The sequence below is a fragment of the Nonomuraea sp. NPDC049649 genome (genome assembly GCF_040675175.1).
In the GTDB taxonomy this organism is placed as follows: Bacteria; Actinomycetota; Actinomycetes; order Streptosporangiales; family Streptosporangiaceae; genus Nonomuraea.
Genome location: NZ_JBFAOH010000006.1, coordinates 243,106 through 267,981 on the forward strand (window position 1 = coordinate 243,106; position 24,876 = coordinate 267,981).

Sequence of the window (24,876 nt, forward strand, 5' to 3'; positions counted from 1 at the left end):
CGACCTGCCATGCCCCGGAAAGGCGGCTCCCGATCGTTATCTCACCGGGCGCAAGATGGAGGCATGAGCAAGCGACTGGATCCGCGTAACTGGGCGTCGTGGCGGCCGTTCGGCCTCGGGCTGCGCAAGCCGAACAACTACCTGGAACTGATCAAGGCCTTCCGGTCGGTCAAGGGCAACAGACGCTACGCCTGGCGGATCCTCACGCAGGGCACGTGCGACGGGTGCGCGCTCGGCACCCAAGGAATGCGCGACTGGACCATGCCCGAACTCCATCTGTGCAACATCAGGCTGCGGCTGCTGCCGCTCAACACGATGCCCGCGCTGGACGTGTCGCTGCTGGCCGACGCCGACCGGCTGGCCGGGAAGAAGAGCGCCGAGCTGCGCGAGCTGGGGCGGCTGCCGTACCCGATGCTGCGGCGCGCCGGCGAGCCCGGCTTCACCCGGGTGTCGTGGGAGGATGCGCTGCGGGTGGCGGCGGACGGGCTGCGCGGGGCCCGCTTCGGCGCCTACCTGACCAGTCGCGGCATCCCGAACGAGAACTACTACGCGGCCCAGAAGGCGGTGCGCGCGCTCGGCACCAACAGCATCGACAACGCCGCCCGCATCTGCCACTCGCCCTCGACGGTGGCGCTCAAGGAGACCATCGGCGCGGCGGCCACGACCTGCTCCTACAGTGACTGGATCGGCTCCGACCTGATCGTGTTCATCGGGTCGAACCCGTCGAACAACCAGCCGGTGGCGATGAAGTACCTCTACCACGCCAAGAAGGCCGGCACCCGGGTGGCGATGGTCAACGCCTACCGCGAGCCGGGCATGGAGCGGTACTGGGTGCCGTCCAACGCCGAGTCGGCCCTGTTCGGCACCAAGATCACCGACGAGTTCTTCGGGGTCCACCAGGGCGGCGACATCGGCTTCCTGAACGGGGTGCTCAAGCACCTGATCGAGAACGACTGGGTCGACAAGGAGTTCGTCGACCGGCACACCACCGGCTTCGAGCATGCCCGCCGGGCGGTGGCGGAGCAGTCGTGGGAGACGCTGGAGGCGCTGTCCGGCTCGACCAGGGACGACATGCTGAAGCTGGCCAGGATGCTGGGCGAGGCGCGCTCGGCCGTGCTGGTCTGGTCGATGGGCGTCACCCAGCACACCTACGGCGAGGACAACGTACGGGCGATCGTCAACCTGGCGCTGGCCCGCGGCTTCGTCGGGCGCGACGGGTGCGGGCTGATGCCGATCCGCGGCCACAGCGGCGTGCAGGGCGGGGCGGAGATGGGGGCGTACGCGACCGGGCTGCCGGGCGGGCTGCCGATCACGCCGGAGAACGCGGCGAAGTTCTCCGAGCTGTGGGGGTTCGAGGTGCCGTCCGCGCCGGGGCTGACCGCGACCGACATGATCGACGCGGCGCACGCGCGGGAGCTGGACGCGCTGATCTCCTCCGGCGGCAACTTCCTGGAGGTGCTGCCGGACCCGGACTACTGCCGGGAGGCGCTGTCGCGGCTCGGGCTGCGGGTGCACATCGACATCGTGCTGTCGTCGCAGATGCTCGTGCCGTCCGAGGGCGACGTGCTGCTGCTGCCCGCGCAGACCCGCTACGAGATGGCGGGCGGGGTGACCGAGACCTCGACCGAGCGGCGGATCATCTTCTCGCCGGAGGTGCAGGGGCCGCGGATCGGCGAGGCGTGGCCGGAGTGGAAGATCTTCACCGAGCTGGCCGCCGCCACACGTCCTGAAATTTCGCGACACGTACGGTTCACCGGCACGCCCGCGATCCGCGACGAGATCGAGCGCGCGGTCCCCTTCTACGAAGGCATCGCCGGGCTGCGGCGGTTCGGCGACAACGTCCAGTACGGCGGGCGGCACCTCTGCCCCGGCGGCCGCTTCCCGACGCCCGACGGCCACGGCGTGTTCTCGGCGGTGGAGCCGCCCGCGCTGGAGCGGCCCGACGGCACGTTCTCCGTCTCCACCCGGCGCGGCAAGCAGTTCAACAGCATGGTCCACGAGCGCGTCGACGGCTTCAACGGCGCGGTCCGCGAGGCCGTGCTGATGAGCCCGTACGACGCCGACCGGCTCGGCCTGCCCGACGGCTCCCCCGTCGAGCTACGCGCGGGCGAGCGCGCGTACCGGGGGAAGGTGCTGCGGGCCCCGCTCGTGCCCGGCAACCTCCAGGTCCACTGGCCGGAGGGCAACGTGCTGCTGGACGAGACGCGCCGCTCCCCGCAGGCGCGCATCCCCGACTACAACGCCGTCGTCACCGTGCGGGCGCTGTGACCAGGCCCGGGCCCACGAGCCGCGCCCGGATCCGCGAGCTGTCCGGGCGCACGGTCCGCGAGCGCCGCGACGACCTGGCCACCGAGGAGCCGCTGGAGATCCGGCTCATCGGGGGCGACGGGACGCGCCGGACGGTCGCGATCACCATGCGCACGCCGGGGCACGACTTCGAGCTGGCCGCCGGGTTCCTGCACGGCGAGGGCCTGGCGGGCAGCGACGACATCGCGTCCATCGCGTACTGCACCGACGAGGACCTGCCGCCGGAGGAGCGCTACAACACCGTCACCGTGCGGCTGCGCGGGCCGGTCCCCGACCTGCCCGCGCTGGAGCGTCACTTCGTGACCTCCAGCGCGTGCGGGGTGTGCGGGTCGGCCAGCCTCGACCGGCTGCACGAGCGGTGCGACCCGCTCCCGCCCGGCGGCCCGCCGATCTCCACGGAGGTCCTGTACGGGCTGCCGGACGCGCTCCGGGCGGGCCAGGGCGTCTTCGGCAAGACGGGCGGGCTGCACGCGGCGGGCCTGTTCACCGCCGACGGCACCCGGCTGGCGGTACGGGAGGACGTCGGCCGGCACAACGCCGTCGACAAGCTGGTCGGCTGGGCGGCCATGGGCGGCCGGCTCCCGCTGGCCGGGCACGTCCTCATGGTGAGCGGCCGGGCCGGCTACGAGATCATGCAGAAGGCGCTGGCGGCGGGCGTGCCGACGGTCTGCGCGGTCTCGGCGCCGTCGTCGCTGGCGGTCGACCTGGCCAGGCGGTTCGGGCTGACGCTGGTGGGCTTCCTGCGGGGGGAACGGTGCAACGTCTACTCCGGCCACGAACGGATCGGGCTGGAGTGAACCGTCCCCCCGGCGGGGTCAGCCGGTGTTCTGCAGCCCCGCGGCCACGCCGTTGACCGACAGCAGCAGCAGGGTCGACAGGCGTTCGCGCTCGTGGTCGGACGGGGTGCCGGTGCGCAGCACCGTCAGGGCCCGCAGCTGCAGGTGCGACAGGGCGTCCACGTACGGGTCGCGGAGCTGGACGGCGCGGGAGAGCACCTTGCGGTTCTCCAGCAGGCGCTTGTGGCCGGTGACCTTCAGCACCAGGCTGCGGGTGCGGTCGTACTCCTCCAGGACCTGCTCGGCGAAGTCGTCGCGCCCGCCGAGCGCGAGGTAGCGGGCCGCGATGGTGCGGTCGGTCTTGGCCAGCGACATCTCGGCGTTGTCCATCAGCGAGTTGAACAGCGGCCACTCGGCGTAGGCGGCCTGCAGCTCCTCCAGGGCGTCGACGGCGGCCAGGCCGGTGCCGAGGCCGTACCAGCCGGGCAGGTTGACCCGGGTCTGCGCCCAGGCGAACACCCACGGGATGGCGCGCAGGTCGTCGAGCGAGCGCGGGGCGCCCAGGCCGCGCCGGGCCGGGCGGGAGCCGAGGCGCAGCGAGCCGATCTCCTCCAGCGGGCTGACCAGGGCGAACCACTCGGGGAAGCCGGGCGCCTCGGTGAGCGCGCGGTAGGCCTCCTCGGAGGCGCGGGCGACCCGCTCGGCGAGCGGGCGGAACCGCTCGGCCGCCGCGGCGGTGCGGGCGCCGACCGTGGCGGAGGAGGCCAGCAGGACGGCGTTGGTCACCTGCTCCATGTGGCGGCGGGCGATCGCCATGTGGGCGTAGCGGGCGAAGATGACCTCGCCCTGCTCGGTGACCTTGAACCGGCCGGCGACCGAGCCGGGCGCCTGGGCCAGCACGGCCCGGTTGGCCGGGCCGCCGCCCCGGCCGAGCGCGCCGCCGCGGCCGTGGAACATGCGCAGCTTGATGTCGTGCTTCGCGGCCCAGGCCGTGAGCTGCTCCTGCGCCTCGTACAGGCGGAGGGTGGCGGCGGCCGGGCCGAGCTCCTTGGCCGAGTCGGAGTAGCCCAGCATGATTTCCATGCGCCGCCCGGTGGCGGCCAGCCGCTCCTGGACCTGCGGGATGTCGAGCATGCCGGTGAGCACCCGGGGCGAGTTGGCCAGGTCCTCGCCCGACTCGAAGAGCGGCACCACGTCCAGTGCCAGCGGGCGCGAGCCGACCGCGTGGGAGGCCAGCTCGTACACGGCGGCGACGTCGTCGGCGGAGCGGGTGAAGGAGACCACGTAGCGGGAGCAGGCGTCGACGCCGAACCGGTCCTGGATCCAGGCGATGACCCGGATCGTGGCCAGCACCTCCTCGGTGCGCTCGGACAGCTCGCCGCCCTGGCGGATCTCCTCAAGGGCGGCCGCGTGGACCTGGGAGTGCTGGCGGATCTCCAGCTCGGCCAGGTGGAAGCCGAACGTCTCCACCTGCCAGATCAGATGCTGGAGCTCCCCGTACGCCTGACGCGGCGCGGTCTTGGCGAGGCTGTCCTGCGCGAGGCGCAGGTCGGCGAGGAGCTCGCCGGCGCCGCGGTAGGCGAGGTCGAGGTCGCGGCGGCGGGTGGCGGCGATGCGCGCGGCCACGAACAGCAGCCACTGCCGGTGCGGCTCGCGCGGCGACCGGGTGCCGAGCTCGGACACCAGCTCGGGGTGGTGGTCGACGGCGGCGGCCAGGGCCGTGCGCAGCTCGGGCGAGGGCGGGGTGAACTGGGCGGAGGCGGTGAGCGCGCGGCCGATCCGCGAGCAGGCGTTCTCCAGGGCGATGAGCACGTGCTCGGCCTGGATCTGGATGGCCTCGCGGGTGACCTTGGCGGTGACGTTCGGGTTGCCGTCGCGGTCGCCGCCGATCCAGCTGCCGAAGCGGATGAACGGCCGGGCGACCGGCGCGCCCTCGTCGTCGTGGAGCGCCGCGTCCAGCGACCGGTAGACCTGCGGCACCACCCGGAACAGGGTCTCGTCGAAGGCGGCCATCGCGGTGCGGACCTCGTCGAGCGGGTCCAGCGGGGTGTCGCGGAGCTGCGCCGTCCGCCAGAGCAGGTCGATCTCCTCCAGCAGGCGGCGATGCGTCTCGGCCCGCTCGGAGGCGCCCCGCTCGGGCGCGTTGTACTCCATGAGCTCGCGGCTGACGCGCTGGATGGCGGTGGCGACGGCCCGCCTGCGCGCCTCGGTCGGGTGCGCGGTCAGCACAGGGTGCAGCTCCAGGTCCTTCACGAGCTCGGCGACGCGCTCACGGCCCAGCTCCTCGACGGCCTGCGCCAGCGACTCGCGCTGCACGGCGTCCTCGGTGTCGCGGCGGCGCAGGCTCCGGATCCGGTAGTGCTCCTCGGCCAGGTTGGCCAGGTGGAAGTAGCAGGTGAAGGCGCGGGCGATCTCCACCGCCCGGTCGATCTCCCAGCCGGACACCATCGCGGCGATCTCGTCGCCGGTCACCTCGCCCCGGCGGGCGGCGATGACGGCCTTGCGCAGCCGCTCGACGTCGGCCAGCAGATCCTCGCCACCCTGCTCGGCGATCACCCGGCCGAGCAGGCTGCCGAGCAGCCGCACGTCGCGGCGCAGTTCGTCCGGCATTTCGGTCACGGCGGCACTGCGGTGCTCGGAGCCCTGATCCATCATGGTTCGAAGCGTATACACCGCCTCCGCGACGCTGCGAAGGGGTCTCAATTATTGGACTAGACCACTGGTCAGGCGGGTTTCGACACCGCCGCGAGGAGTTCGGGCATCCGGGCGAAGCCGAGCTGCGCCCCGAGCCGGCGGCCGAGCACCTCGGCGGCCAGCCCGTAGAACGGGGCGAGCGCGCACACCCAGTAGAGCCCGAAGAGCATCGGCACCAGGAACGGCAGCGCCAGCAGCGAGATGCCGATCATCGCGCCCATCGACGAGGCGAACGCCTGCCCGCCCTGGCCGGGCGCGGCGCCGGTGAAGGCGTTCATTCTCTCGGGGACGGTGTACGGGATGACCACGCTGGTGACGGAGCCGACGCCGAACCCCAGGCCGAGCACACCCAGGCCGGCGCAGAACGCCCAGAGGATGCCGTCGGGACTGCCGGTCAGCACCCCGGCGACGACCGCGATGAGCAGCAGCACCGGCACCGCGACCAGCGCGTTGGCCAGGTGGCGGCCCGCCAGGTCGAGGCTGAGGCCGCGCTCGGAGCCGAAGGCCACCGCGTTCATCCACAGCGAGCGGCCGTCGATGCCGAACGCGTTGCACATCTGCATCGACATCATCAGCCCGCCCAGGGTGGTGAGCAGGATCGGCAGGACCGGCCCGCCGGAGCCCTCGAACCGGCTGAACGAGATCGCCAGCACCCCGGTCAGCACCACGCCGCTGAACCAGACGACCCGGTAGCGCGGCTCGCGCCGGATGTACTTGAGCTCCTTGGTCACCACGGCCGCCAGCGGCCCGTCGGACACGAACCGGTCGACGAAACCCCTGTCGCGCCGTACGGAAGAGGTCTGGTTGGAGACGTCGGGCGTGACGAGGGCGCGGTTGAGCGCCTTGATCCACAGCCAGGCGGCGGCCGCCACCACGAGCGCCACCACCAGCAGCTCGCCGAGGCCGGTCAGGCCGCCGTCGGCGATCGCGTGCGCGGTCATGCCGGAGGGCGTCCAGCGCAGCAGGTCCGCGGTCCCGCGCAGCAGGGACAGCGGGTCGCCCAGGTTGCTGTTGAGCAGCAGGTTGGGCAGCTGGAACAGCAGCAGCGACGCGAACGCGGCCACCGCGAGCACGTCGCGCCCGCGCCGGGTGCGCAGCGCGCCGGAGAGCGAGGTGGTCACCAGCCGGGAGGCCACCAGGCAGAGCGCGAACTGCAGCAGCACGGCCAGGATCCCGAGCAGGAACCCGCCGAGGCTGGAGACGAGCGCGACGAGCGCCCCGGCCGTGACGACGAGCGAGGCGAGCGGCCACACGCCGGTGGCCGACGCGGTGAACATGCCGACGGCCAGCTGCCGGGTGGGCAGCGGGAACAGCGCCAGCCGCGCCGGGTCGAGCGTGTCGTCCAGGCCGAACGCCAGCAGCGGCCCGATCATCCAGCTCACCAGGAACAGGCTGAACACCAGGATGACGATGTCGGTGGCGATGTCGGGCGGCGCGAGCCGGACCAGGCTCATCAGGAAGAAGCCGAGCGCGGCCAGGAAGACGGCCATGACGAGGGTGAAGACGAAGCCGAGCTTGCGCGTGAGGTCGCCGCGCAGGTTGCCGGCCAGCAGGCGGAGCTTGAGCGCGGCGAAGAGCCGGACGGTGGTCACGGCGTCTCCCGCCTCCCGAGCCAGCTCAGCCCGGCGGCGCCGCCGGTCTGCGGGCCGCCGCCCACCAGCTCCAGGAACGCCTCGTTGAGGCTGCGCCCGCCGCGCACCCGATCCAGCGGGCCCTGGGCGACGATGTGGCCGCGGTTCATCACCGACACCCAGTCGCACAGCCGCTCGACCAGGTCCATCACGTGGCTGGAGAAGATCACGGTGGAGCCGGACTCGGTGTAGCCGCGCAGCACCTCGGTGAGCGTGTTGGCGCTGACCGGGTCGACTCCCTCGAACGGCTCGTCGAGGAAGAGCACGGAGGGGTTGTGGAGCAGCGCCGCGGCCAGGCCGATCTTCTTGCGCATGCCGGTGGAGTAGTCGACGACGAGCTTGTCGGCCGCCTCGGTGAGGTCCATCAGCCGCAGCAGGTCGGTGGCGCGCCGCTCGACCTCCTCCTTGGGGATGCCGCGGAGCCTGCCGTTGTAGAGGAGGAGCTCTCGGCCGGACAGCCGCTCGAACAGGCGCAGTCCTTCGGGCAGCACCCCGATACGGGCCTTGACCGCCACGGGGTCGCGCCAGACGTGTAAGCCGTCGATCTCCGCGTGGCCGCCGTCGGGCCGGAGCAGCCCGGTGATCATGCTGAGCGTGGTGGTCTTCCCGGCGCCGTTGGGCCCCACGAGACCGGCGAAACTCCCGGCGGGGACGACCAGATCGACTCCCGCCACCGCCACCTGCGGCCCGTACCTCTTGAACAGGCCGGTCGTGCGAACGGCATCCTTCATGCGACCACTCTATGAGCAGGTAATACCCTGTCGCGCATGAGCGCTGTTGCCCCTTTGCCGGACAAACCGGACATTCACACTACCGCTGGGAAGATCGCCGACCTGGAGCGGCGACGGGAGGAGGCGCTGCACGCCGGATCCGCGGCCGCCGTCGAGAAGCAGCACGCCAAGGGCAAGATGACCGCCCGCGAGCGGGTTCTCGCCCTCCTGGACGAGGGCTCGTTCGTGGAGTTCGACGAGTTCGCCCGGCACCGCTCGACGATGTTCGGCCTGGAGAAGAAGCGTCCCTACGGGGACGGCGTGATCACCGGCTACGGCACCATCGACGGCCGGCAGGTGTGCGTCTTCTCACAGGACGTCTCCGTCTTCGGCGGCTCGCTCGGCGAGGTCTACGGCGAGAAGATCGTCAAGGTGATCGACATGGCGCTGAAGACCGGCTGCCCGATCATCGGCATCAACGAGGGCGGCGGCGCCCGCATCCAGGAGGGCGTGGTCGCGCTCGGCCTGTACGCGGAGATCTTCAAGCGCAACGTGCACGCCTCCGGCGTCATCCCGCAGATCTCGCTCATCATGGGCGCGGCGGCCGGCGGCCACGTCTACTCCCCTGCGCTGACCGACTTCGTGGTCATGGTCGACCAGACCTCCCACATGTTCATCACCGGCCCGGACGTCATCAAGACGGTCACCGGTGAGGAAGTCACCTTCGAGGAGCTGGGCGGGGCGCACGCCCACAACACCAAGTCGGGCGTGGCCCACTACCAGGCCGCCGACGAGACCGACGCCCTGGAGTACGTCAAGGCGCTGCTCTCCTACCTGCCCAGCAACAACCTCGACGAGGCCCCCGCGTACGAGGCGGCCGAGGACCTCGACCCCGACCTCGAACTCGACGAGCTGATCCCGGACTCGGCCAACCAGCCGTACGACATGCGCCGGGTCATCGAGCACGTGCTCGACGACGGGGAGTTCCTGGAGGTGCAGGAGCTGTTCGCGCCCAATGTGGTCGTCGGGTTCGGCCGGGTGGACGGGCGGCCGGTGGGCGTGGTCGCCAACCAGCCCATGCATTTCGCCGGATGTCTGGATATCGACGCTTCTGAGAAGGCTGCTCGTTTTATTCGGACATGCGACGCTTTCAATATCCCCATCCTGACTTTTGTTGATGTCCCGGGTTTCCTCCCCGGTACGGATCAGGAATGGAACGGAATCATCCGCCGCGGCGCCAAGCTCCTGTACGCCTACGCCGAGGCCACCGTCCCGCTGGTCACCGTCATCACCCGCAAGGCCTACGGCGGCGCGTACGACGTCATGGGCTCCAAGCATCTCGGCGCCGACGTGAACCTCGCCTGGCCCACCGCGCAGATCGCCGTCATGGGCGCGCAGGGCGCGGTCAACATCCTCTACCGCCGCGAGCTGGCCGCCTCCGAGGACCCCGACACCGAGCGCGCCCGGCTCGTCACCGAGTACGAGGACACGCTGGCCAACCCCTACATCGCGGCCGAGCGCGGCTACGTGGACGCGGTGATCCGCCCCTCCGAGACCCGCGCCCAGATCGTCAAGGCGCTGCGGGCGCTGCGCAACAAGCGCGCCACGCTCCCGCCCAAGAAGCATGGGAACATCCCGCTATGACCGAGCAGCCCCGCCCTCACCTGCGCATCGTGCGCGGCGACGCCACGCCCGAGGAGATCGCGGCCCTGGTGGCCGTCCTCACGGCGCGGCCCGCCGCGCCCGAGCCGCCGCGACCCCGTACGCAATCTTGGCGAAACCCCGCGAGAAGCATGCGTAACCCACTCACCCCTGGGAAGGCGGCTTGGCGGATGAGCGCTCTGCCGTAGACAGATCCCGGGAATCGGGTGTCAAGTTCCCTGGGAGTTGGGACTATCTAGAGAAAGTAGGCGTATATAGTCGGCCGATCAACTAACACCGCGGCCTGGAGGACATCATGGCCATCCCAGATCTAGTGCCGCACCCCGTGGCAGCGAAGTACGCCGTCCTCGTGGACGTCGGTTATCTCTACGCTGCCGCGGGGGAAGTGCTGCTTGGTGCGAAGGAACGCAAGGAATATCGGGTTGCCGCGGATGAGCTCATCCAGAGCCTCCAGAAACATGCCGAGGAACGCATTTCGGGTGAGCTCCTGCGGATCTATTGGTATGACGCCGCCCGTGACCGCGTGCCCACCGTCGACCAGCGGGTGATCGCCCAGCTGCCCTGGGTCAAGGTGCGGCTGGGCAATCTGAACGCGCGCGGCCAGCAGAAGGGCGTCGACGCCCAGATAAGGAGCGATCTGGAGGCGCTGGCCAGGCATCACGCGGTGACCGACACCATTCTGCTGGCCGGCGACGAGGACATGGTGCCCGCCGTGGAGGCCGCTCAGGCGTACGGGGTCCGCATCCATCTGTGGGGGGTGGAGCCGCCGTACGGCACCAATCAAGCCGAGCGCCTGGTGTGGGAGTCCGACACCGTTGAAGTGATCAGTGCTGATTTCCTGAGACCCTTTTTCAGCCGTGCTCCCCAGCCCGTGCCGGTCGCCCCACCGGCCTCGGCGGCGCCCTCGCCCGCGCAGGTGTTCGCGGGCCGCTCGCCGGTCAAGCCGCACGCCAAGCCGGGCCAGGTGGCCAAGCTCGGCCCGAGCCGGCCCCGGGTGGAGGACGTGGGCGAGCACGTGGCGCAGAAGTGGATCCTGACGCGGGGCCGCGACAACATCCGCGACCTGCTGCCCGGCCCCATCCTGCCGACCGTGATCGACACCGAGCTGCTGATCGAGGCCGAGAAGGAGCTGGGCCACTCGCTGCGGCCCTACCCGGAGGCGCGGGTGTGGCTGCGCGACGGGTTCTGGGCCCGCGTCTACCGTGAGTTCGACCTCGGGGTGGGCGTCTCGTCGAAGTGAGCGGCCTCAGGTCGTGAGCAGCAGGACGGCGACGGCGAGCATGACCACGGCCGTGGCGGAGTGGACGCCGAAGGCCATCGCCTTCGTGCCGCCGTGCCTCAGCACGATGACGGTGTCGCCGAGCGGGATCAGGGTCGCGGCCAGCATGAACAGGCCCGCCGCGTGGCCGCCCGCGAGGGCGAGCAGGACTAGGCCGGTGACACCGCAGGTGATGTCGCGCACCCCCTTGACGGCCAGATAGGCGGCGTCTCCGTCCTTCTTGGCCGGGACCCCGAAGGCGGCTGCCGAGGAGCCGGGCACGACGAGGAAGCGGACGCCGATGACGATGATGGCCAGTCCGAGTAAGACGGCCATCCCGTAGGCGACGGCGATGAGCACGACCCTCTCCTTGCTGTCAACGCTAGATTTCCGATCGACGCTAACATAGCGGCGACCGGAAAAATAGCAGTGCTAGGATCGGCCCATGGCGACCCAGACGCGCCGGGAGCGCGAGCGAGCGGAGCGGCACCGGCTGATCGTGCGGGCCGCGCGAGAGCTGGCCGAGGCGGAGGGCTGGGAGGCGGTGACCACCCGCCGGCTCGCCGCCGAGATCGAATACAGCCAGCCGGTCCTCTACAGCCACTTCTCCGGCAAGGACGCCATCATGGCCGCGGTCGCGATGGAGGGCTTCGCCGAGCTCACCGCCGAGCTGCGCGCCGCCCGCACCTCCGCGACCGTCCCCGAGCAGGCCCTGGCCCGCGCCGCGGCCGCCTACGCCGCCTTCGCCGAGCAGCGTCCCGCGCTGTACGACGCGATGTTCACGCACGCCTCGGCCCTGCCGTTCGCCACCGCCGAGACCCCCGACGACCTGCGGGCGGCCTTCGCCGAGCTGCTCGAAGCCGTACGGCCCATCGCGGGAGACGACGACCTGGAGACCCTCGCCGAGACGCTCTGGAGCGGGCTGCACGGCCTCGTCACGCTCATGCGCGCCGGCAGGCTGCGCGAGGAGGAGCACGAACGGCGGCTCGACCTGCTGATCAGGCGCATGTCCCGCCGCTAACCCCCCGAACGCCAGGTCTGATTTCCGCCAGTCACCCACTCCTGCCTGCGGATCGGCGATTTCACGGTGAGGTCCGATTTCCGCCGGGCGAGCCTGCGGGCGGCGCCTATTCTCGGAAGCATGTCGCCCTTGGAGCTCGACTTCGACGCCTGCTACCGGGCCGTCTCGGCGCGGGACGCCCGCTTCGACGGACGTTTCTACACGGCGGTGAAGACGACGGGCATCTACTGTCGCCCGATCTGCCCGGCACGCACGCCGGCCGCCAGGAACGTGCGGTTCTACCGGCATGCCGCGACCGCGGAGGCGGCCGGGTTCCGGCCGTGCAAGCGCTGCCGGCCCGAGCTCTCCCCCGGCGACCCCGGCTGGGACGTCCGCGGCGACCTGATCGGCCGGGCGCTGCGGCTCATCGACGACGGCGCCGCCGACGAGGACGGCGTGGCCGGGCTGGCCCGCCGGCTCCACATCACCGAACGCCACCTGCACCGGCTGTTCACCGCCGAACTCGGCGTCGGGCCGCTCGCGGTGGCCAGGACCAGGCGGCTGCTGCTGGCCAAGCAACTGCTGACGGAGACGGCGCTGCCGGTCACGGACGTCGCCTTCGCCGCCGGGTTCGGCAGCGTCCGGCAGTTCAACGCCACCATGCGCGAGACGTACGGCTTCTCACCGAGCGCGCTGCGCGCCACCGCCGGCGGTCCCGCCGCCGCGCCCGGCTCGGCGCTCCGGCTCAGGCTCCACCATCGCGAGCCGTACGACGTCGAAGGCGTCCTGTCGTTCCTGGCCGCCCGCGCGATCCCCGGCCTGGAGACCGCGGACGCGAACGGCTACAGCCGAGCCGTCCCCGGCGGCACGATCACGCTCACCCCGCGCCCCGGCCACGTCGCGCTGGACGTCACCGTGGACGACACCCGGCAGCTCGCCCGCGTCGTCGCCCGCTGCCGCCGCCTGCTGGACCTGGACGCCGACCCGGACGCCATCAGCGACGCGCTCGGCCGCACCTCGCTGGCCCCGCTCGTCGAGGCCAGGCCCGGGCTGCGGGTGCCGGGCACGTTCGACGGCTTCGAGCTGGCCGTACGGGCCGTCGTCGGCCAGCAGATCTCCGTCGCGGGCGCCCGCACGCTGCTCGGCCGGATCGTCGGCCGGGCGGGCCAGGACGGGCGGCTCTTCCCCACCCCCGCCGAACTGCTCGACGCCGACCTGACCGGCCTCGGGCTCACCGGCAGGCGCATCACCACCCTGAAAGAGCTGGCCGGCCGCGTGGCCGGCGGCCTGATCGACCTCGACGGCGCCCAGGAGCCCGCCGAGGCGGTCAAGGAACTGCTCGCGGTCCCCGGCATCGGCCCGTGGACCGCCGGCTACATCGCCCTGCGCGCGCTGCGCGACCCCGACGCCTGGCCCTCCGGCGACCTGGTGCTGGTCCGGCGCATGGCCGAGCTGGGCATCCCGAAGGATCACCTGGAGCGGTGGCGGCCCTGGCGGGCCTACGCCGCCCTGCACCTCTGGAGTCACCGATGATCGACGCACAGATCCTGCCCACCCCGATCGGGGAGCTGTCCGTACTGGCCCGCGACGGCGTGCTCCTCGCCGCCGGCTTCACCGCCGACCCGAAGGAGATGTTCGCCCGGCTCTCGCCCGCCCTCCAGGCCGAGGGCCTGACCGTGGTCGACGACCTCGGCCCGGCCTCCCGCGCGGTGCGCGCCTACTTCGCCGGCGACCTCGACGCCCTGGACGCCATCCCGGCCGAACAGCCCGGCTCCGCCCGCCGCAAAGCCCTCCACCAGGCCCTGCGCCAGGTCAGAGCAGGCACCACCGTCACCTACGCCGACCTCGCCGAACGCGCCGGCCTGCCCCGCTCGGCGGCACGAGCGGCAGGCGGCGCCTGCGCCCAGAACCTGATCGCCCCGTTCGTCCCCTGCCACCGCGTCCTGCCCTCCACGGGCGGCTTCGGCGGCTACTACTACGGCGTCGCGATCAAGGAATGGCTCCTCGCCCACGAGTCCGGACGCGGCTGAGGCTAGGGGCGGACGTTGCTCTGGACCTCGCCTACCGGGACGTCCGCGGACGCCTCCACCTGGATCGGGTCGAACTGGATGTCCGCCCCCGTCACCGCCACCTGCCAGACGCTCGTCACCGTCAGCTCGTACACCTCGCGCGGCTGGTCGATCGAGGCCCGCAGGTAGCGCACGCCGCAGGTGAAGTCGGCGCCCCGCGCGTACGGGCGGCCCGACGTGCCGCAGCCGTCCTCGCGGACCTCGGCCCGGTCGCTGCCCGTGCCGGCGTCGATCTTGATGTCGCGCAGGGTCGCTGTCACGGTGGCGCTCATGACGCCGGGCAGGGTCGCGGTCACCGACCGGGTGGTGTCGCCGATGCCCTCCAGCCAGACGAACGTCGGCAGGTTGACGTAGCTCTTGGCCGCCGGGTTGAGCTGGACCTTGCCCTCCGGGACGGTCAGCGCCGCCCTGGCGATCTCGGCCAGCTCCTGGATCGTGACCCCGCTCGGCGGCGTCTCGCCGGGCGGCACGAACACGAACTGTTCCAGCCCCGCCCAGCAGGCCGCGCCCTTCGGGTCTCCGCTGTTGTACGAGGGAGTCCACCACATGCCCGGCTGGCCGAGCTTCTCCTTGAACTGCTCGACGAATTCGAGGAAGCCCTCCTCGTCCTTCTGGGCCCAGCCGAGGTTGTTGCGCGCGTCGGACTTCCGTTTGAACATCTCCTCGGCGTTGGCGTCCGGCTCGTACCAGCAGGGGCTGCGCATCTGGTAGCCGTCGGTCCGGCCGTTCTTGGTGTCGCCGGAAATAGTGATCTTGGAGTGTTCCAGGACGACCCCGGCCGAGCGGCCCCGCTGGGAGCCGCCGACCTTCACTTCGTCGTCCGGCGGAGCGGCGCCGATCAGCAGCGACCCGGCGGCGGCCAGCACGATCAGCGGTTTCATGAGCAGCCCTCCGGGTCGTAACCGATCAGCTTGATGCGCCAGACCCCGTCGCCGTCCTTGTGGGCGAAGATGCGCTGCAGGTACGGCCTGCGCAGCTCGGTGGGCTGCGGCTTGACCGGCTCGCCCGTGTCCGCGGAGACGACCTTCATCGCCCTCTCGTCCACGCAGGTGTCGACCTCGGCGCCCTTGCCGACGACCGCGTTCACCTTCATCCGGTACAGCCGTGACCGGCCCGCCACGACCTCACCGGCGTCGGTGAACTCGCTCGCCCACTGGAGCGCCCTGGGCCGGTAGTCCAGGACGACATGGTCGAGAAAGCCGTTGTCCCCCTCGATCACCGCCCGGTACATGGCGACGTAGTACTCGGGGAAGAGCCGCAGCAGCGCGGTGTCCTTCTCCGGCCAGTCGAACCGCACCTTGAGGTCGCCGACCTGCGCGGACGCGGGCCGCGGAGCGCGTGCCGACACCGACGGCGACTCACTCGGCGCGCTGGTCTCGGGAGCGGCCTCGTCCGTGGCGGGCGCGGTCTCCTTCTGCGCCTCGCCGGTCGCGGGCGCGGCCTCCTGCGGCTGGTACGTCCGCTCGGTGGCCTGCCCGCATCCCGCGAGCATCAGCAGCACCAGCCCGACCGTCATCTTCCTCATGCGGCACCCCCCTGGCGAGAAGGAGGCCAGGCGTGGTGGCCGCGCCCCGGCTTCGGGGCCGCGATGAGATGAACGCACCCCGGCAGCGGCGAGGCCGCCGGGCTTCTGCTGGGGCGGATATGTCGTGACTGTGCGGGGGTGGTCGGATTCATGCGGTGGACTCCCTGACGAGGTGGACGCGCCACGACGGCAGCAGCTCGTCGATCAGCGCCTCGGTTTCCGGGGCGAGGCCGCCGGCGGCGCGCCTGGTCAGCCCCTCGATGACGGCCCGCAGCCGGGCCAGGTCGCCGGTCGCGTGGGCGGCGCGCAGCAGGTCGCGCCAGAGGCTCTCGTCGTCGGCGGCGAGCAGCAGCGCGGCCCGTACGGCGGCGATCGCGGCGTCCGGCTCCCCCTCGCCGAGCCGGATCTCACACAGGCGGCGGGCCGCGTCGGCCACCTCCGCCGCCACGTCGTACTCCAGCTCGTCCGCGGCCAGCCACGCGTACCGGCCCCGCGGGCGGCCCCTCAGCAGCGGGCCTCTGACCAGACCGAGCGCCTTCTCCAGCAGTACGGTCCGGGCCAGCGCGTCGCCGTGCGAGCGGCGTACCAGCTCACGGAAGAGCGCCCAGTCGGTCCGCACGCCCGGCCCGAGCGAGAGCCGCCCCGACTCGTCGACGCGCAGATGCTCGCGGCCGAGCCAGTTGACCACCCGGGCGATCGCGGCGTCCCGGACCATCGGCTGCACGCCGCGCGGCCACAGCACGCCGCCGAGCACGGCCGGATGCACGCCGCCCGGGTGGGTGGCGAGGTAGACGAGCATCTCGGTGGCCAGCTCCATCCGGCCCTCTTCGAGCGGTTCGGGGCCGGCGACCTCGACGGGGCCGAGGATCCTGATCTCGACCGCGGGCGGGCGGAGGTCCGCCAGCGGCTCCGGGCCGGGGACGGGCTCGCCGTCGAGCCGGTCGGCGGTGCGGAACAGGTCGACCAGCGCCCGGTAGTGGCGGCGCGGCAGCAGCTGGGCGGTCACCTCGAAGCCCAGCTCCGGCAGCTTGGCCGTGCCGTCCTCGGTGATCTCCCAGGTCCAGGTGGCGTGCGGCACGTCACCGGCCACCACGTACCCGGCCGAGTCGTTACGGGCGAGCAGCGCCAGGCGGCGGGCCTCCTCGTGGGTGGGCGCCACCGCCGACAGCAGATAGTGGGCGACGCCGGGACGTCCGCTGATCCGGCCCGTCAGCACCTCGCGGCGGGGGGCGGCGGTCGACTCCAGCTCCGGCAGCACCTCGGCCAGGCTGCCGACCGCCCTGATCCGGTCAGGGGCGATCGCGGTCAGCTCGTCGCCGAAGCCGACGAGCGTGATCCGCATGCGGTCGGACCACCGGTTGGTGGCCAGCTCCACGGCGAGCGCGGCGAGCGCCGCCGTGGTCTGCGGGCCGCGGATGTTGATCAGGCCCTGCGCCGCCTCCAGGTCGACCAGCACCCGGCCGCTCCGGTCGGTGCCGATCGACACCAGTCCCGGGTACGGGGCGCCGCCCGCCTGATGGTCCAGCCGGCGGCCCTCCTCGGCGCTCAGCCGCCACACCTGGCCGCTGTCGTCGGCCGTCCACGGGGCTGGCGGGTGCTCGTCCGGCGGGTGGATCCACAGGTCGAGGGAGCGCGCCGACAGGTGGGCGGCGTAGACGGTGGGCGGGGTGCGGCCCTGGGAGCCCAGCGCGGCGCCGAGTATCCGGAGCCCGAGGTCGAGGATGCGGGCGCCCGGCTTGTCGGCGCCCAGCCTCAGCGCCACCTCGGCTTCGGCGGCGTCACCGCGCGGCCGGGCCACCCGGTGCCCTGTCAGCCGGCGCCAGAGCTGCTCACGCCGCCTCACGGCGAGCAGCGCCAGCAGCCCGGCGGCGGCCAGCGACGCCCCGGCGAGGAAGTCCAAGAACACCGCCCCGGTGCCTTGCGTCTCGTCCGAGCCCAGCTCGGAACCACGCCCGCCCTGGTCGGACGCGCCCTGGTCGGACGCGCGTTGGTCGGACGCGCCCTGGTCGCCGGAGCCGCGGCCCCGCTGACCGTCCGCGCCCCGCTCGCCGGAGCCTTGCTCTCCCCGGCCGTCACCGTGCTTGCCGCGCCGGTCGTCGGAACCGCGCCCGTTCTGTTCGGCCGCGCCCCGGTCGCCCTTCTGCCGGTCGGAGGACTTCTCGGGCGGGCCGGGGTGTTCCTTGAGGGTCTGGGCTCTGGCCTGGCCGGCGGGGACGATGTGGGTGTTGCGGGCGTCGTCCGGCATGTCGAGCACCCATCCGGGCCTGATCAGGTCGGCCATCCGCAGGCGGGACCCGTCGGGCTGTTCCTTGTGCTGGTTGAGCCGGAAGATCTCGGGGTAGCGCCGGCCGTCGCCGAGGCACTTCTCGGCGATCTCCCACAGGCTTTCGTGGTGGCGGCCGTGCGGCGGCTGCACCACGTACACCTTCTTGGTCCGCTGGTGGTCCGTCACCTGCTGCTCGACGACCGGCGCGGTGAACGCGACGGCCGTCACCGGCGGCATGGCAGGCGGCGGGGTGGCAAGTCTGGCGATCGGCGTCATCGCGGCTCCGGTGGTGAACAGCACGAGCGCGGCTGTGACCAGCTTGTTCGCCAGCGCCTGCGTACCGCCTGACAGCGGCACCCTGGCGGGCATCCCGACGCGCCGCACACCCGCGTACACCTCGACCACCACGCACGCGAACAGCTGCAGCCAGGCCAGCCAGACGAGCAGGACCAGCAGCGCCGTGACGGTGCTCGGCCCGATGCGGGTGGTGAGCAGGTCGAGGTCGAGCAGTTCGGGGCCGATCGGCGGCCCGACGAACAGCATCAGCGCGTACGGGACGCCGCCGACGAGCGCCAGCAGCAGCGCGAGCGCGCCGACCCCGGCCAGGACGTCGCGGAAGCGGCGTCTGTCGGGGATGCGTACGGGCGTCCGGGGGCGCCCGTGCTGAGCCGGACCTGGCATCACCACTCCCTTCTCACGTTCAGCGTCCCGGCTGGCCGGGTGCTTTCTCCACTGACCGGTCCCAATCGGTCTGGCTCACTGTGCTTCGGGCGCGGCGGTGGCCTCCGCCCGCATCTCGGAGCCGGAAAAGCCGATCGCGCCGAGGAAGAACGCCGTCCAGGGCACTCCGACGGTGACCGCGACCTGCTCGCCGTCGACGGTGCAGGCGGCCATCGTGATGCCGTCGTCCTCGTGGGCGTCGGCGACCTCGCCTGCCCTGGCGCACACCTCGGCCTCGCCCAGCAGGCGGACCTCGCCGTTCTCGCGGAGCTGGTCCACGTCGACCTGGTCGGCGCCGGCGCGGGCGGCCTGCTCGGCGATGTCGGCGGCGCGCAGCCGGGCGTTGATCGCCGCCCCGCCGTCCACGAGCAGCCCGGCCAGCAGGAACACCACGACGGAGAAGAGCACGGTGAACACCGACATCGACCCGCGCTCACCCCGTCTCACTCCACCCTCCGGAACTGCTCCAGCGGCACCACCGCGGTGCCGGTCATGGTCTTGGCCGCGCCGAACCCGAGGAACCCGAGGTCGAGCTGACAGGTGACCTCGGCGCGGACCTCGCCGCCCTCCTCCCAGCGGGAGCCGTCGAGCGAGACCGCCGGGCCCGCGCATTGGCCTTCGAGCGCGGCGGTGGCGATCTCGCGGGCCGCCGATTCGGCCTCGCCGAGCGTGCGCTGGACGGAGGCGGCTCTGGCGGCGTCCCTGGCCGCGCCGTTCACCTCGCCCTGGGCCTCGACCAGCCGTCCCGCCCCGGTCAGGAAGAGCAGGAACAGCAGGAAGATCGGCGCCAGCATCACGGTCTCGACAGCCATCGACCCCCGGTCCCGGTTGCGGTCACTCACCGCAGTCGCCTCCTCCGTCGTCGGGGCGGAAGCATTCGACCGGCCCGCCGGCCGTGGCGGTGATGGTGAACGCCAGCTCCGGGAGCAGCGGGATGACCTGGACGGCGCTGCCCGTCACGGTGACGTGGCGCTCGTCGGGCTCCCGCTCCTCGGTTTCGATCTGCGCGTCGGACAGCAGCCGCGGGCCGATTGCCGTGATCACGTCCCTGGCCTGGGACGTGGCCTCCTGTTCCCAGCCGCCGGAGTCGAAGGGAGCGGCGCGGGCGACGCGGGCGCCTTCCCGGGCGGCGGCCTCGGCGACCTGGCGGCCGTGGAACCAGAGCGCCACCTGCACGATCAGCAGCACCACGGCGAGCACGACGGGCATCAGCAGGGCCAGCTCGATCACGGTCGCGCCGCCGTCGCGCGGGCGCCGCCGGCTCACGGGTCTCCGCCGCCGTCGCCGCCCCCGCCGCCGAAGCTGCCCTCGATCTCGGCCTGTTTGCCTTCGACGAGCCCTCTGATCAGGGTGGCGAGGCCGAGCGCGACCCCGGCGATGATGGCCGTGATGATGACCCATTCCACGGCGGAGGCGCCGCGGCTCGGGGCGGTGCGGGCGCGGTGGATGCGCACGTGCAGCAGGGCGATGGCGTAGATGATCCACGGATGGTTCATTTAGGACCCCAACATCTTCATAGCGGCGGGGAAACTGAGGAAGATCACGAAACCGGCGCAGAGCAGGAGCTGGGCGACCAGCATCGACTGTGAGCGCTCGCCCGCCCGGCCCTCGATCTCGGCGAGCTCGCGGCGGCGCAGCGTGGCCGCCCGCGCGGTCAGGGAGGAGCGCACCTTGGCACCGTCCTCGGCGACCAGGCCGAGCGCCGCCGACAGGTCGCGCAGCTCGTCGACGTTGAGCTCCTCGCCGAGCTGGCCGAGCGCCTGCCAGGGGGTGATGCCGACGATCCTGGCGCCGCTGAGCGCGTCGCGGATGCGGGCCATCGCCCAGTTCGGCTGGTCGCCGCTGACCGAGACCGCCATCATCAGGGCCTCGGGCACGCCGCGGCCCCCGGCCAGGTTCATGGACACCAGGTCGAGGAAGGCGCCGACCACGTGGCGGAAGTCGCGCCGCCGGGCCGCAGCCTCCTTGCGGATCTGGAGATCGGGCAGGAAGAAGAAGACGCCCGCGGCCAGCACCGCCACCCAGAACGGGACGGCCGGAGACGCGCCCCACCCCATCAGCAGCAGCCAGCCGAACAGCAGCGGGAACGCCAGCAGCCCGCTGGCCGCCAGCAGCGCCTTGGTCGCCAGGAAGCCCTCGAACGAGCGGCCCACCAGCGCCAGGTCGGACTTGACGGACCGGGCCTCCCAGCCGCGCGCCGCGTAGAGGGCAGCCAGCCGCGCGCCGAGGCCGCGGCGGAACGAGCCGACCTCCTCCTCGGGCAGCAGGAGGCTGATCCGGGGGGCGTCGGTGCTCTCGCGGACCGCGTCCAGCGCCAGCAGCCTGCTCACCAGGCCGGGCCGGGCCGGGAAGATCGCCCGTACCAGGAGAAAGAGGCCGAGGCCCAGCACGCCGCCGGCCAGCACGCCCTCAACCATGATCGCCTCCGATCAGCAGCCGGCTCGGCTTGTCGAACCTGGCGAGCCGCCGCATCCATGCGAACCCGGCGCCGAACAGGCCCGCGACCACCACGAGGACGGCCTGGCCGAGCGCGTCGTCGTACTCCTGTACGTACGACGGGTTGAAAACGACGAGGAGGGCGGCGAAGGCCAGCGCGGTGCCCACCACGATCTGCACGCTGCGGCGGGTGGCGCGGCGCTCGGCCTCGACCCGGCGGCGCATGTCGAGTTCCTCGCGGGCGGAGACGGCGAGCGCGCCGAGCACGTCGCGCAGGCCGGGGCCGCGCAGCTTGGAGTTCAGCACGAGCGCGGCCACGACCAGGTCGGCGGAGGGGTCGTCGAGGTCGTCGGCGAACCGGCTGAGCGCGTCGGACAGCGCCATCCGGGTGTGCAGCCGGTCGACCAGCGCGCGCAGGTGGGGGCGGAGCGAGGGCGCGGCGGCCCTGATGGAGGACGGGATGGCCTGCTCCAGCCCGGCCGCGCCGGCGATGGTGTCGCGCAGCGACTCGGTCCAGGCGGCCAGCGCCTCCAGGCGGCGCATGGCGGCCCGTTCCTCGGCGGCGCCGCCGGACAGGCCGCGCCAGGCGAACACCAGCAGCACGGTGCCGACCGCGGCCACGGGCCAGCGGGTGACCGCCAGGACGACGACGGCGGCGACCGCGGCCACCGCGGTGCGGGTGGTCAGCGTACGGAGGAGGTGGCCCTTGGGTTTCGACGGGCGGGGCGGCATCCCGTACAGGGAGAGCACGAGCAGGAACAGGCCGCCGCCGGTGACGGCGCCGGTGAGCAGGGCGAGCGGGTCGAGGCCCGGCATGGTCACCAGCCTCCCGGGTGGTAGCCGTGGGCCATGAGCTCCTCCAGGCAGGAGACCGGCGCGTGCGGCACGGCGGCGCCGTCGGGGCCGGGGATGAAGACCTCGCTGGACAGCACGCGGCCGTCGCAGCCGTTGACCTCGCGGACGCTGGAGACGAAGCGGCGCAGGGTGCCGCCGCGGTGGTAGTCGTTGCGCTTCTCGATGAAGACGACGAAGTCGATCGCGCCGGCGATGAGCATGTGGGTGGCGTCGATGGGCAGCCGTTCGCTGGCCTGGAGCGCGTAGGTGGCGATGCGGTTGAAGACCTCCATGCTGGAGTTGGCGTGGATGGTCGACAGGCTGCCGTCGTTGCCCTGGGTCATCGCGTTGAGCATGGTGACGATCTCGTCGCCGAGCACCTCGCCGACGATGACGCGGCTCGGGTTCATACGCAGTGATCTGCGGACGAGTTCGGCCATGCTGATTTCGCCCTGGCCTTCGGAATTGGGCAGGCGTTGTTCGAAGGCGACGACGTTCGGGTGGAGTTCGGCGAACTGGTCGAGGCCGAGTTCGAGGGCGCGCTCGACGGTGATGAGACGTTCGGCGGGCGGGATCTCGTTGGCCAGCGCGCGCAGCAGCGTGGTCTTTCCGGCGTTGGTGGATCCGGCGATCATGATGTTCTTCCTGGCGGCCACGGCGGCCGTCAGAAAACGCCCAATCTCCGGGCTTATGGTGCCATTTCCGACTAAGTCAGAAAGAAAGACCTTGCCGAGCCGCGCCCGCCTGATCGACACCGCCGGCCGCACCGTCACGTCCATCACCGCGCTCATCCGCGACCCGTCGGGCAGGCGCAGGTCGAGCTGCGGGTTGGCGGTGTCGAACGGCCGGCTCGACAGCCCCGAGTAAGCCGCGAGGATCTGGATCAGCTCGATCAGCTCCTCGTCGGACTCGGCCACCGGGTCGTGCATGAGCTCCTGGCCGTCGGCGTAGCTGACGAACACGCGGTCGCAGCCGTTGATGTCGATGTTCTCCACCTGGGGGTCGTCCAGGAGCGGCTGCAGACGGCCCACGCCGAACAGCGCGGCGTGGATCCCGGCCGCGAGCGCCTCCTCCTCCTCGACGGTGGGCGGCGTACGGCCGAGACCGATCTCGCTGCGGGCGTGCTCCTCCAGCACCTGGGAGATCAGCGCGCGGGCGAACTGGCGCTCGTCCTCCCCGGTCATCGGCGGCACGCCGTTGGCCTGGTCGAGCCTGCGCTGGTGGGCCAGCCGGTCGCCGACCTCCTGCCGGAACCGCTTGACGAGGCTGTGGTCGATCATCGGTGGCTCACCAGCCGTCCCGCGAGGTCGCGCGCCGTACGGATGAGCAGCGAACGGTCGAGCCTGCCGCCCCACTGGCCGCGCAGCAGCTCGGCCCCCTTCGGATCGTGGGCCAGCCCGTGCACGAACCCCACGTACGGGCCGACGATCCGGCGCACCTCCTCGATCGAGGCGCGGTAGTTGCGCGGGTCGGCGATCACCGCGACGCCGTGCGCCTTGCTGATCGACAGGCGTTCGCGCAAGTGGGCGACGTGGTCGAGGGAGGCCCGGGTGAGCAGCACCACCTGGTCGGCCTCCGCCATCAGGTCGCCGAGCTGCGGGTGGGCGCCGAGACGCCCGCAGTCGGCGATCACGTCGGCCTCCGGCAGGGCGGCGAACGCGCGGCCCAGCGGGCCCCACAGCCAGGTGAGCCCGGCCGCCTGCTCGCCGTGGGTCAGACCGACCAGCACGTCCAGCCCTCCGATGACCTTCTGGGTGTGCGCGTGGAGCTGCCCGGGTTCGAGACCGCGCCGGGCGGTCGCGCCGAGCGTCAGCAGGCCCCGGCCCGGGTTGAGGACGCCGCCGTCGGCGGCGGGCAGCCGGTAGGCCAGGTCGCCGCCCGCGGGGTCGCACTCGGCCAGCAGCACGGCGCGCGGCCAGACCGCGGCCAGCGCCGTCGCGGCCGTCGTCACCCCCGGTGCCCCCTTGTCGGCGGCCAGCACGATCAAGGCCACGTCAGCGCGCTCCCGGCAGCTCGGCGACGGCGATCTCCCCGCTGGAGGCGTGGCGCAGCACCACCGGCGAGACCTCGCTGTCGACGATCACGGTGATCTGGCCGCCGCTCCGGCCACCGTCGCCCACGTGGTGGACCAGGGCGCTCTGCGCGAGGACGCGGCTGTCGTCGCCGCTGCCGCGGTTCGGCACGTACACCACCTGGACGCGGTCGCCGGCGCGCAGGCCCGCCGGCAGCTGGCCCGGCTTGAGCGCCAGGCCCACCTTGGCCTTGCCGGGGCCGAGCTCGGCGCTCTCCTTGACGCCCATCGCGTTCGTCAGGAGGGTGCCGGGCAGGATCGTGACGGCCGCGAAGCTCTTGAGCACCTGCTCGCGCTGCGACCAGCTGACGAAGTCGACGCCCGTGTCGGCGACCTGCACCTCTTCGAGCGCGGCGGCGGTGAACCGCTGGCCGGCGCCGATCTGCTCGGTGATCCGGATCGCGGAGACCCGGTCGCCGCTGCGCAGCACGAGCAGGGTGGTGGCCAGCGCGCCGCCCAGGATCAGAAGCACAGCGAGCGCGGCCAGGGCCGGCTTGCGCTCGCGCGGCGGCACCGGAAGCTTGCGCGAGGCCGGGCCTGACAACCCGGCCGTGTTGACGGCGGGCTTTTCACTGGTCCTCAATCGGGCTCCCACAAGTGAATCGTCGAATGCCCGCCATTATGTGCATCGCGTCGCGGAGGTGGGGAGCGAATGCGAGGAACCATGCTGGTTTCGCAGGTGTACGTCTGAGAATCGGCCACAATCAATGCCTATCGTGTCTAGCGGGTTGACGACCCAGATTGATCTCGTTATATGGCTCGAAAATATTGCACGGGCCTTTACTCCGGGATTTTTGGTGATTTATCCCTTCGCCATGCTCCCAGGGTCGAAGCGTTCTCAGATGGTGAGACCGAGTAGCTGAAGGCCGTCGGCTGGGTGGCTGCGGTAGTGATCGGTGGCGGCGGCGATGTTGGTC

24 protein-coding genes are annotated in these 24,876 nt (G+C 72.1%); 8 read left to right on the forward strand and 16 right to left on the reverse strand.

The window, feature by feature from the left end; translation table 11 throughout:
- Positions 1-63: 63 nt before the first annotated feature.
- Together AB0J42_RS11570 and fdhD are read left to right on the forward strand one after the other, a co-directional pair.
- Positions 64-2,268, forward strand: coding sequence for an FdhF/YdeP family oxidoreductase (locus tag AB0J42_RS11570; RefSeq protein WP_364291743.1), 2,205 nt, complete (start codon positions 64-66; stop codon positions 2,266-2,268).
- The gene (fdhD, locus tag AB0J42_RS11575; protein WP_364291746.1) at positions 2,265-3,104 is read left to right on the forward strand and encodes a formate dehydrogenase accessory sulfurtransferase FdhD; all 840 of its coding nucleotides are present in this window, start codon (positions 2,265-2,267) and stop codon (positions 3,102-3,104) included. Before AB0J42_RS11570 ends, fdhD begins: the two co-directional genes overlap by 4 nt.
- Before the next feature lie 18 nt (positions 3,105-3,122).
- On the opposite strand, the gene AB0J42_RS11580 is transcribed toward fdhD, so the two are convergent.
- The 3 genes from AB0J42_RS11580 to AB0J42_RS11590 all read right to left on the reverse strand — a co-directional run bounded on the left by AB0J42_RS11580 (position 3,123) and on the right by AB0J42_RS11590 (position 8,139).
- Positions 3,123-5,738: a phosphoenolpyruvate carboxylase gene (locus AB0J42_RS11580; RefSeq protein ID WP_364291748.1), complete on the reverse strand. Its 2,616-nt coding sequence runs from the start codon at positions 5,736-5,738 to the stop codon at positions 3,123-3,125.
- A 68-nt stretch (positions 5,739-5,806) separates the two neighbouring features.
- On the reverse strand, positions 5,807-7,369 hold the full coding sequence (locus tag AB0J42_RS11585) for a hypothetical protein (RefSeq protein WP_364291751.1): 1,563 nt from the start codon (positions 7,367-7,369) through the stop codon (positions 5,807-5,809).
- Positions 7,366-8,139 (reverse strand): ABC transporter ATP-binding protein, encoded by a 774-nt coding sequence (locus AB0J42_RS11590; protein WP_364291754.1) that lies wholly within the window; start codon positions 8,137-8,139, stop codon positions 7,366-7,368. The genes AB0J42_RS11585 and AB0J42_RS11590 overlap by 4 nt, the downstream gene beginning before the upstream one ends.
- A gap of 36 nt (positions 8,140-8,175) precedes the next feature.
- On the opposite strand from AB0J42_RS11590, the gene AB0J42_RS11595 reads away from it, so the two are divergent.
- From AB0J42_RS11595 to AB0J42_RS11605, 3 genes are all read left to right on the forward strand, one after another.
- Positions 8,176-9,762 carry an acyl-CoA carboxylase subunit beta gene (locus AB0J42_RS11595; protein WP_364291757.1) on the forward strand — a complete coding sequence of 529 codons (1,587 nt, stop codon included), beginning with the start codon at positions 8,176-8,178 and terminating at the stop codon, positions 9,760-9,762.
- A complete protein-coding gene (locus tag AB0J42_RS11600) occupies positions 9,759-9,968 on the forward strand; it encodes an acyl-CoA carboxylase subunit epsilon (protein ID WP_364291760.1) in 210 nt (69 codons plus the stop codon). Before AB0J42_RS11595 ends, AB0J42_RS11600 begins: the two co-directional genes overlap by 4 nt.
- A gap of 125 nt (positions 9,969-10,093) precedes the next feature.
- Positions 10,094-11,020, forward strand: coding sequence for an NYN domain-containing protein (locus tag AB0J42_RS11605; protein WP_364291763.1), 927 nt, complete (start codon positions 10,094-10,096; stop codon positions 11,018-11,020).
- A 6-nt stretch (positions 11,021-11,026) separates the two neighbouring features.
- Here the strand turns inward: AB0J42_RS11605 and AB0J42_RS11610 are convergent, their stop codons facing one another.
- Positions 11,027-11,398 carry a DUF4267 domain-containing protein gene (locus AB0J42_RS11610; RefSeq protein WP_364291766.1) on the reverse strand — a complete coding sequence of 124 codons (372 nt, stop codon included), beginning with the start codon at positions 11,396-11,398 and terminating at the stop codon, positions 11,027-11,029.
- Positions 11,399-11,483: 85 nt separating this feature from the next.
- Here AB0J42_RS11610 and AB0J42_RS11615 point away from each other — a divergent pair, with 85 nt between their 5' ends.
- The 3 genes from AB0J42_RS11615 (at position 11,484) to AB0J42_RS11625 (ending at position 14,068) form a co-directional block, all read left to right on the forward strand.
- Entirely contained in the window at positions 11,484-12,059 is a 576-nt protein-coding gene (locus AB0J42_RS11615; RefSeq protein WP_364291769.1) for a TetR/AcrR family transcriptional regulator, read from the forward strand.
- Positions 12,060-12,179: 120 nt separating this feature from the next.
- Positions 12,180-13,571 carry a DNA-3-methyladenine glycosylase 2 family protein gene (locus AB0J42_RS11620; RefSeq protein ID WP_364291772.1) on the forward strand — a complete coding sequence of 464 codons (1,392 nt, stop codon included), beginning with the start codon at positions 12,180-12,182 and terminating at the stop codon, positions 13,569-13,571.
- Complete coding sequence (locus AB0J42_RS11625) at positions 13,568-14,068, forward strand: methylated-DNA--[protein]-cysteine S-methyltransferase (protein WP_364291775.1); 501 nt, start codon at positions 13,568-13,570, stop codon at positions 14,066-14,068. Before AB0J42_RS11620 ends, AB0J42_RS11625 begins: the two co-directional genes overlap by 4 nt.
- A 2-nt stretch (positions 14,069-14,070) precedes the next feature.
- Here AB0J42_RS11625 and AB0J42_RS11630 read toward each other — a convergent pair whose 3' ends face one another.
- The 12 genes from AB0J42_RS11630 to AB0J42_RS11685 all read right to left on the reverse strand — a co-directional run bounded on the left by AB0J42_RS11630 (position 14,071) and on the right by AB0J42_RS11685 (position 24,542).
- Entirely contained in the window at positions 14,071-14,988 is a 918-nt protein-coding gene (locus AB0J42_RS11630) for a hypothetical protein (protein ID WP_364291778.1), read from the reverse strand.
- Positions 14,985-15,632, reverse strand: a complete 648-nt coding sequence (locus AB0J42_RS11635) for a hypothetical protein (protein WP_364291781.1) — start codon at positions 15,630-15,632, stop codon at positions 14,985-14,987. The genes AB0J42_RS11630 and AB0J42_RS11635 overlap by 4 nt, the downstream gene beginning before the upstream one ends.
- 148 nt (positions 15,633-15,780) lie before the next feature.
- Positions 15,781-18,579 (reverse strand): hypothetical protein, encoded by a 2,799-nt coding sequence (locus AB0J42_RS11640; RefSeq protein ID WP_364291784.1) that lies wholly within the window; start codon positions 18,577-18,579, stop codon positions 15,781-15,783.
- Positions 18,580-18,654: 75 nt separating this feature from the next.
- Positions 18,655-19,065: a flp pilus-assembly TadE/G-like family protein gene (locus AB0J42_RS11645; protein ID WP_364291787.1), complete on the reverse strand. Its 411-nt coding sequence runs from the start codon at positions 19,063-19,065 to the stop codon at positions 18,655-18,657.
- Positions 19,062-19,460: a TadE/TadG family type IV pilus assembly protein gene (locus AB0J42_RS11650; protein WP_364291790.1), complete on the reverse strand. Its 399-nt coding sequence runs from the start codon at positions 19,458-19,460 to the stop codon at positions 19,062-19,064. The genes AB0J42_RS11645 and AB0J42_RS11650 overlap by 4 nt, the downstream gene beginning before the upstream one ends.
- Entirely contained in the window at positions 19,453-19,884 is a 432-nt protein-coding gene (locus AB0J42_RS11655; RefSeq protein ID WP_364291793.1) for a TadE/TadG family type IV pilus assembly protein, read from the reverse strand. Before AB0J42_RS11655 ends, AB0J42_RS11650 begins: the two co-directional genes overlap by 8 nt.
- Positions 19,881-20,114, reverse strand: a complete 234-nt coding sequence (locus AB0J42_RS11660) for a hypothetical protein (protein ID WP_364291796.1) — start codon at positions 20,112-20,114, stop codon at positions 19,881-19,883. The genes AB0J42_RS11655 and AB0J42_RS11660 overlap by 4 nt, the downstream gene beginning before the upstream one ends.
- Positions 20,115-21,035 carry a type II secretion system F family protein gene (locus AB0J42_RS11665; protein WP_364291799.1) on the reverse strand — a complete coding sequence of 307 codons (921 nt, stop codon included), beginning with the start codon at positions 21,033-21,035 and terminating at the stop codon, positions 20,115-20,117.
- Positions 21,028-21,870: a type II secretion system F family protein gene (locus tag AB0J42_RS11670; protein ID WP_364291832.1), complete on the reverse strand. Its 843-nt coding sequence runs from the start codon at positions 21,868-21,870 to the stop codon at positions 21,028-21,030. The genes AB0J42_RS11665 and AB0J42_RS11670 overlap by 8 nt, the downstream gene beginning before the upstream one ends.
- 2 nt (positions 21,871-21,872) lie before the next feature.
- Positions 21,873-23,168, reverse strand: a complete 1,296-nt coding sequence (locus tag AB0J42_RS11675) for an ATPase, T2SS/T4P/T4SS family (RefSeq protein WP_364291802.1) — start codon at positions 23,166-23,168, stop codon at positions 21,873-21,875.
- Complete coding sequence (locus tag AB0J42_RS11680; protein ID WP_364291805.1) at positions 23,165-23,881, reverse strand: hypothetical protein; 717 nt, start codon at positions 23,879-23,881, stop codon at positions 23,165-23,167. Before AB0J42_RS11680 ends, AB0J42_RS11675 begins: the two co-directional genes overlap by 4 nt.
- Position 23,882: 1 nt before the next feature.
- The gene (locus AB0J42_RS11685; protein ID WP_364291808.1) at positions 23,883-24,542 is read right to left on the reverse strand and encodes a hypothetical protein; all 660 of its coding nucleotides are present in this window, start codon (positions 24,540-24,542) and stop codon (positions 23,883-23,885) included.
- Between the last annotated feature and the right edge of the window lie 334 nt (positions 24,543-24,876).

Bases quoted from the DNA above. Each gene is read 5' to 3' on its own strand.
- AB0J42_RS11570 (WP_364291743.1), top strand. From the start codon at position 64: ATGAGCAAGCGACTGGATCCGCGTAACTGGGCGTCGTGGCGGCCGTTC.
- AB0J42_RS11580 (WP_364291748.1), bottom strand. From the start codon at position 5,738: ATGATGGATCAGGGCTCCGAGCACCGCAGTGCCGCCGTGACCGAAATG.
- AB0J42_RS11590 (WP_364291754.1), bottom strand. From the start codon at position 8,139: ATGAAGGATGCCGTTCGCACGACCGGCCTGTTCAAGAGGTACGGGCCG.
- AB0J42_RS11595 (WP_364291757.1), top strand. From the start codon at position 8,176: ATGAGCGCTGTTGCCCCTTTGCCGGACAAACCGGACATTCACACTACC.
- AB0J42_RS11600 (WP_364291760.1), top strand. From the start codon at position 9,759: ATGACCGAGCAGCCCCGCCCTCACCTGCGCATCGTGCGCGGCGACGCC.
- AB0J42_RS11615 (WP_364291769.1), top strand. From the start codon at position 11,484: ATGGCGACCCAGACGCGCCGGGAGCGCGAGCGAGCGGAGCGGCACCGG.
- AB0J42_RS11620 (WP_364291772.1), top strand. From the start codon at position 12,180: ATGTCGCCCTTGGAGCTCGACTTCGACGCCTGCTACCGGGCCGTCTCG.
- AB0J42_RS11625 (WP_364291775.1), top strand. From the start codon at position 13,568: ATGATCGACGCACAGATCCTGCCCACCCCGATCGGGGAGCTGTCCGTA.
- AB0J42_RS11630 (WP_364291778.1), bottom strand. From the start codon at position 14,988: ATGAAACCGCTGATCGTGCTGGCCGCCGCCGGGTCGCTGCTGATCGGC.
- AB0J42_RS11635 (WP_364291781.1), bottom strand. From the start codon at position 15,632: ATGAGGAAGATGACGGTCGGGCTGGTGCTGCTGATGCTCGCGGGATGC.
- AB0J42_RS11640 (WP_364291784.1), bottom strand. From the start codon at position 18,579: ATGCCAGGTCCGGCTCAGCACGGGCGCCCCCGGACGCCCGTACGCATC.
- AB0J42_RS11660 (WP_364291796.1), bottom strand. From the start codon at position 20,114: ATGAACCATCCGTGGATCATCTACGCCATCGCCCTGCTGCACGTGCGC.
- AB0J42_RS11665 (WP_364291799.1), bottom strand. From the start codon at position 21,035: ATGGTTGAGGGCGTGCTGGCCGGCGGCGTGCTGGGCCTCGGCCTCTTT.
- AB0J42_RS11670 (WP_364291832.1), bottom strand. From the start codon at position 21,870: ATGCCGGGCCTCGACCCGCTCGCCCTGCTCACCGGCGCCGTCACCGGC.
- AB0J42_RS11675 (WP_364291802.1), bottom strand. From the start codon at position 23,168: ATGATCGACCACAGCCTCGTCAAGCGGTTCCGGCAGGAGGTCGGCGAC.